Origin of the sequence: Longimicrobium sp., assembly GCF_036387355.1 — a bacterium.
In the GTDB taxonomy this organism is placed as follows: Bacteria; Gemmatimonadota; Gemmatimonadetes; order Longimicrobiales; family Longimicrobiaceae; genus Longimicrobium.
Map to the genome: position 1 here is coordinate 1 of NZ_DASVTX010000356.1, position 6795 is coordinate 6795.

Below are 6795 nucleotides of genomic sequence, written 5' to 3' on the forward strand. Positions count from 1 at the left end.
ACACCATGCGGCACGGCAGCACGCTGCACGGCGCGCAGAACGTGGATCCGGCGCGGCGGATGGAGCCCATTACCTACTACCTGCCGCGCGGGCCCATGGGGCAGCTTTTCGCGGCGACGGAAGAGCGGGCGGGGCGGCGGCGCGTGGCGGTGGTGGGGCTGGGGACGGGGACGCTGGCGGCGTATGCGAAGGCGGGGGAGGACTGGACGTTCTTTGAGATCGATCCGCACGTGCGCGACATGGCCACGGACCCGCGCTACTTCTCGTTCTATTCCCAGGCTCCCGCCCGCAAGCGGGTGGTGCTGGGCGATGCGCGGCTGTCGCTGGCCGCGGACCGCGCCGCGCCGTACGACATGATTCTGCTGGACGCGTTCAGCTCCGACGCGATCCCCGTGCACCTGCTGACGCGGGAGGCGCTGGACACGTACCTGCGGCGCCTGGCCCCGGGCGGCATTCTGGGGATTCACATCAGCAACCGGTACCTGGACCTGGAACCGGTGGTGGCGGCACTGGCGCGGGAACGCGGGCTGGCGTCGCTGGTGAGCACGGGCCCGGCGGGAAAGCGCGAGCGGTACGAGAGCATCGCGACGTGGGTGGCCGTGGCGCGGTCGGAGAACGACCTGATGCTGCTGCATGCGGACTCGCGCTGGAAGCCGCTCACCAAGCGCGCCATTCAGCCGTGGACGGACGACTACTCCAGCCTGCTCGCGGTGTTCGAGCCGTAGCGGGCGGGGGAGGCCGGCGCGGGGCGGACGGCGGCGGCCGCATCGGTGCGCATCGCGGCAGCGGCCAACCTCGTGCCCGGCGGTTGAAACCGCGCCTCGAGACACACGAAGTCCGCCTCCGCGGACTGTGCCGGTCGTTTCGGTGCGGACCGCGCGACCTGACGCGTCCGCCTGTCCGGAGCGAATGAATTCGCCGCTGGAAAAGCACGAAGTCCGCCTGCGCGGACTGCGGCCGCGGCCTCATCGCGAGCCCCAGACGCGGTTGAAGCCCCGAACGGCGCCTGTGGGCGTCGTGTCGGGGCTTCCCGCTGTTGGAGCGGCGGATTCATCCGCTCAGGACGCCATCGGCGACGCAGGAGTCCGCCAATCTCTACCGGGCAATCCGCCGCGTGCAGGTGAAGTCCCCCCGTCCGTTTGGGGGGACTTTCCGTCGTTGTTGCGGCGAATTCATTCGCTCAGCCGCCTCGGCGTTCCCCCACCCTCTTCCTCCTCCACCGGCTCGACGACCTCCGCCGAGACCGGGTCCGCGGGCTTGCTGCGGGGAGCCAGCGCCAGCGTGCTCCCCACGATCACCACCGTCCCCAGAAGCGTCCCCGCATCCGGCACCTCCGCAAAGAACAGCACCCCCCACAGCGCGGCGAACACGATCTGCAGGTACCCGGTCGCCGTGGCCGTCCCCGCGCGCTCCATCCGCAGCCCGTGCGTAATGGCCGTCTGCCCGAACTGCGTCGTCACGCCGATCCCCACGATCACCAGCCACTCGGTCGGGGTGGGCCAGATCCACCCGGGCAGCGCCACGGGCACGGACGCCAGCACGGAGATGATGGAGAAGTAGGCGATGATCACGGACGGGTGCTCCGTCTTTCCCAGCTTGCGCACGGTGATGTACGCCGCCGAACTGCACATGGCGCCCAGCAGACCGATCCCGACCGTCAGCGGCGGCAGCGCGTGCGCCGATCCGCCGAACAGAAAGGCCGGCCGCATCACCAGCACCACCCCCACCATGCTCGCCAGCACGGAAAGCACCTCGCGCCGCCGTAGCCGCTCCCCCAGCAGCGGTACGGCCAGCAGTCCGGCGTACACGGGATTGGTGTACTGGATGACCGTTGCGTCGGCGATGGGCAGGTGCGTGAGCGAGTGATAAAAGCACGAGAGCGCCAGGAACCCGAACACGCCGCGCAGCGTCAGCAGCCCCCGGCGCGTGCCCCACGGCGACACGCCGGCGTGGCGCACGGCCCCCGCGCTCAGGATCATGGTGACGATGGCACGGCCCATCACCACTTCCTGGCTGGGGAGCCGCGACCCGGCCAGCTTTACCAGCAGGCTCATCAGGCTGAAGAAGAACGCCCCCGCCGCCATGTAGCGCATCCCCGGCGTCATGCGGAACCGCCACCTGCCCGCGGAGGGCGGGCGTACGGGCGGCACTTCGCCGTGCAGTTCGGGCGTTTCCGCCGCGGCGTCGGCGGCGGGAGTGGACGGCGGGTCGGGCAGACGGCTGGGCACGGCGGTCCGGTACTTTCAACGAAAAACAGGTCGGCGAGCGGGAAAGATAACCCGCCCCGCCGGAGCGCGCTTCCGCACGCCGGCCCGGCCGCGGCGGGCCGCACATCGGGGGCGGCGCGAGGCAGGGCGGGGCGGGGAGGTTGATCTTGCGGGTCTTCTGGATATACTTGTGGAGTTACAGCGTCGGCGCGGCGCGGAACCTGCTGGTTCCCGGTGCGTACAAGTCGCTTTGAAAGCGGGACTTAGCGCGGCCCGCAGCGAACCTCCCAACGGCGGGGTGAAGGCCATGCAGACCAATACCATCGATACCCAGGCTCCCTCCAGCCCGGTTCTGCTCACGGAAACGGCGGCTACCGAGGTGCGCCGCTACATCGAAGAGCAGGGCGCCGCCGAAACGGCCGGCCTGCGCGTGGGCGTGCTTCCCGGCGGGTGCTCGGGCTTTCAGTACGGCCTCAACATCGAGGACGAGGCCGGCGAAGACGACATGATCCTGGAATCGGCGGGGATCCGCCTGTTCGTGGACCCGTTCAGCCTGCAGTACCTGCAGGGCACGGAGATCGACTACGTGTCCACGTTCCAGGGCAGCGGCTTCACCTTCAACAACCCCAATGCCTCCGGCGGCTGCGGCTGCGGAAGCTCGTTCACGGTCTGATCTCCGCGAACGGCGGCGCTGGATGATTTGGGCCCCGCGGCACACGCCGCGGGGCCCTTTCTCCGTCGCTCGTGCCCGTCCGTGGACCATCCGCCTCCTCCCATCCACCTCCCCTGCTACGATCTGCGTGCCCAGGCGGTTGCTTTCCTGGGGAAAATGTGTATATTGGGAACGTTCTCAACATGAGAACAGTCGTGGAACCGTAGCCGCCCGCACCCTGGGCGTTACGTTGGGACGGAAACCGCCGACCGCGTTTCAGCCGCCGAGGTGCGCATGATTCAGATCGCCGACACCCTTCGCACGCCGCTGGAGTACGCGCGCCTCTCCCGCGAGGAGCTGGCCGAGCGTATCCGCCGCCGCAAGACGGAGCTGAACGCCGTCATTCTGGGGCACAACTACCAGCGCGTGGAGATCCAGGAAGTCAGCGACTACCTGGGCGACTCGCTGGGCCTTTCGCAGGAGGCCGCGCGCACGGACGCCGACGTCATCGTGTTCTGCGGCGTGCACTTCATGGCCGAAACGGCCAAGATCCTGTCGCCGGACAAGACGGTGCTCATGCCGGACCTGCGCGCCGGCTGCCCCATGGCCGACTTTGTGACGGGCGACGCGCTGCGCCGGCTCAAGGCCAGGTATCCCGACGCCGTGGTGGTGGCGTACGTGAACTCCACGGCCGAGGTCAAGGCCGAAAGCGACATCTGCTGCACCAGCGCCAACGCCGTGCAGGTCGTGAACACCATTCCGGCGGACCGCACCATCCTGTTCGTGCCGGACCGCAACCTGGCCAAGTACAGCGCCGAAAAGACGGGGCGGCCGTACGTGATCGCCGGGCGCGAGGGCGGGCCGGTGCAGCCGGGGAGCATCGTGGCGTGGGACGGCTACTGCTACGTGCACGACGATCTGGTGATGGACGAGCTGGAGGCGGCGAAGAAGAAGCACCCGCGCGCCCTGGTCGTCATCCACCCTGAAGCGCGGGCGGACCTGCTGGCCCGCGCCGACGTGGTGGCCTCCACCGCGGCCATGGTGGGGATCGCGGAGCAGAACGAGGAAGTGATCTTCGGCACGGAGCGCGGCATCGTGGACCGGCTCAAGGCGCGCTTTCCAGACAAGACGCTGGTTCCGCTGAGCGGCGCCGCCATCTGCGGCAACATGAAGGTGAACACGCTGGCCAAGCTGGCGTGGTGCCTGGACCACGGCGAGTACGAGCTGGTGCTGGACGAGGACGTGCGCACCCGGGCGGAGCGCTCGCTGCGCCGCATGCTGGAGCTGAACGAGGGGTGGGTGGCCCCCACGGCTGAGGAAGCCGCGCTGGAAGAGGCCGGCCTGCGCAAGCCCGGCTGCGGCTGCGCCTGAGCCGCGGCGGTTCGGGGATGATGAAGAGCGGCGGCCCCGGATCCGGTGCCGCCGCTTCTGTTTGGGCGCCTGGATGGGCGTCGGCGGGGTTCGGCGCGGGCGAGAGTGGGTGAGCAAATGAATTTGCCGCAACAACAGCGGAAAGTCCCCCAAACAGACGGGGGGACTTCAAGTGCACGCGGCGGCGTGTGCCGGGCGGAGATCAGAGATGGTCGCCGCATTCCTGAGCGGATGAATCCGCCGCTCCAGAAGCGGTAAGCCCCGACACGACGCCCACAGGCGCCGTTCGGGGCTTCAACTGCATTGGAGACCGGCGCACATGCCGCGGCCCAGTCCGCGGAGGCGGACTTCGTGTTTCTCCAGGCGCGGTTTCAACCGCCGGGCACGAGGCCGGCCTACCAGCGCCGCCGCCCGCCCCGCGCCGACGCTCGAACGGGTCCGAGGACGCGCACCGAACCGTCCCTCTCGCCGCGCTCGAACGAGCCCGCGCATACGCACCGAACCTTCCCGCGCGCCGATCGGCTCCCCCCTACTCCCGTTTGCGGAAGGGGCTTAGAGGGTGACGGGTGCTTAATCCATCCCAACCGCAGTTCCGTTTCGTTACCGCCCCGGCAGCGGCGCGCGGAGCACGTGCCCGGGCACCAGCGTCATCCCGGGTTTGAGCGTGCCATCCGGATTCAGCCGGTCCCACCCGCTGTCCGCCACAAAGAACACCTCGCCGCCGACCACCACCGCGTGCGTGGGCTCGGTGAGCACCGGGGTGGCGGATTCCACCGCGCGCCATCCGGTGATCGCGGTCCCCGCCGGGTTCAGCATGAACTCCACCACGCGCCTGGGAATCACCCCGTTCTGCACCGCGATCAGCCGGTCGCCCGCGCGCACCAGCCCGTCGATCCCCGCTACCGCGATGGAATCCGGCGCCTGCACCCACGACAGCGCTTCGCCGGATGAATCCACCACGGCGATGCCCCGTAGATAGTCCGCGACGTACACGCGCCGGCCGTCCGCCGCCACGGCCAGCCCCTGCGGCGAGGCGAACTCGTCCGCCACCCACGGCTCCAGTTCCTCCGCGCCGCGGGTGATGCGGTACACCGTGCCGTCGTCCGCGTCTGACACGTACAGCGTCCCGTTCGGGCCCACGGCGATGTCGCCCAGCGTGTGGCGGCCCTCCTCCGGCGCGTCGTAGCGGCGGCGCAGCACCCCGGAATCCAGGTCGTACGCCATCACGGCGGACCGTCCGCTGTCTGCCGCCTGGTAGCGCTCGTACAGCGGAAGCGCGGCGGTGGTGGCCCACAGCGTCCGCGTCGCCGTATCCACCGCGACGGCGAGCATGGACCACGTCCGCGCCCCGCCCGCGGGCACGAAGTCGCGAAACCCGCCCTCCGCCGTGTACGCCGCGATGCTTCCGTGGCGCAGGCTGGTCAGAAAGAAGCGGCGGGTCCGTGCATCGAACGCCACGCCCTCGGGCAGAAACTGCGAGTCCGGGACGATAAAGGCAGTCTGCGCGGTTGATACCGGGCCGCGGTTGGCCTCCAGCCGCGCGGTCACCGTGTTCCACCCCGGCGCGTCGCGCAGCGCGGCCAGGACGGTGTCGGCAGCGGGGTCGTGCACCAGGCCCGCGGCGGCGTAGGCGCGCAGCCACCCCAGCGCGTCCTCCGTGCGGCCCAGCCGCGTATCCGCCCGCGCGAGCGCCAGCAGCACCTGGGGATGGTAGCCGATCTGCTCGCGCACCCGCACCAGGTGGTAGCGCCACGTGCCCCAGTCGCCGGCGTCGCGCGCCTGGTCGCCGGCCGCGACGTGTTCGCGCCAGGTGCTGTCGGGCTCCGCGTCGGCCGAGCCGACGTCCTGCGCGGCGAGGGGAAGGGCGGCAAGGAGCAGCGCCGCGGCGGCGGCGCGAAGGGCCAGAAGGACGGTGCGGCTCATGGATCGCGATTCGGTTCACAGGCGGCGCCACCCGGCGCGGAGCCCGGCGTACCCGCACGACCCGCGCCCGACGGGCATCTGGCGCGCGGGGACGTGGTGTGCTAAAATCTCAGCAGTCAGGATCGCGGAGTGGGTCCGTGCCGCTCCGGGCGGGGCCGTGGCCAGGGTTGTACGCTCCTTGCACGGCGCCTCGGGGCACGGGTGGTCGGTGGCGCCCAACTGACGTGATCGCAAGCGGTTCGGGGTGGATCAATCGTCCGGCGCAGGGGGAATTGCCCCGCCGGACCCGCGCAGGGCCGGAGCGTGCCCGCATCCTGTTCCGCAGGTTGCGCACGCGTGTGAAAAAGCAGCTTTGAAGCCGCAAGGAACATCATGAAGCGCACGCCTCCCACTCCGGCCCGCACCGCGGCCGAATCCCGCCGCCGCACGGCGCGCCGCCGCTCGCTGGCCGCCGCGCTGCTGCTTCCCACGCTGGTGGGCGGCTTTGCGCTGCAGGCGTACAGCGGGCAGCGGGGCGAGCAGCTTTTTCGCGAGGTGGTGGCCCGCATCGCCGCACAGGGGGTGGACTCCCTGAGCGACGCGCAGATCTACGAAAAAGCCGCGCGCGGGCTGCTGGTGCAGATCGGCGATCCGTACGCGGAC

6 protein-coding genes are annotated in these 6795 nt (G+C 70.4%); 4 read left to right on the top strand and 2 right to left on the bottom strand.

From position 1 onward, the window contains the following. The coding region (locus tag VF665_RS15525; RefSeq protein WP_331054348.1) for a fused MFS/spermidine synthase at positions 1–725 on the top strand (725 nt) is incomplete at its 5' end. 447 nt (positions 726–1172) lie between these two features. Here VF665_RS15525 and VF665_RS15530 read toward each other — a convergent pair. Then, complete coding sequence (locus tag VF665_RS15530) at positions 1173–2228, bottom strand: DMT family transporter (RefSeq protein ID WP_331054349.1); 1056 nt, start codon at positions 2226–2228, stop codon at positions 1173–1175. A 286-nt stretch (positions 2229–2514) separates the two neighbouring features. Here VF665_RS15530 and erpA point away from each other — a divergent pair, with 286 nt between their 5' ends. Beyond that, a complete protein-coding gene (erpA, locus tag VF665_RS15535; RefSeq protein ID WP_331054350.1) occupies positions 2515–2880 on the top strand; it encodes an iron-sulfur cluster insertion protein ErpA in 366 nt (121 codons plus the stop codon). Positions 2881–3153: 273 nt separating this feature from the next. Next, positions 3154–4230, top strand: coding sequence for a quinolinate synthase NadA (gene nadA / locus VF665_RS15540; protein WP_331054351.1), 1077 nt, complete (start codon positions 3154–3156; stop codon positions 4228–4230). 600 nt (positions 4231–4830) lie between these two features. Here nadA and VF665_RS15545 read toward each other — a convergent pair. Then, on the bottom strand, positions 4831–6153 hold the full coding sequence (locus VF665_RS15545; RefSeq protein WP_331054352.1) for an SMP-30/gluconolactonase/LRE family protein: 1323 nt from the start codon (positions 6151–6153) through the stop codon (positions 4831–4833). 372 nt (positions 6154–6525) lie between these two features. Between VF665_RS15545 and VF665_RS15550 the strand changes: the two genes are divergently transcribed. Continuing rightward, positions 6526–6795: hypothetical protein (locus VF665_RS15550; RefSeq protein WP_331054353.1), on the top strand; the 270-nt coding region annotated here is incomplete at its 3' end.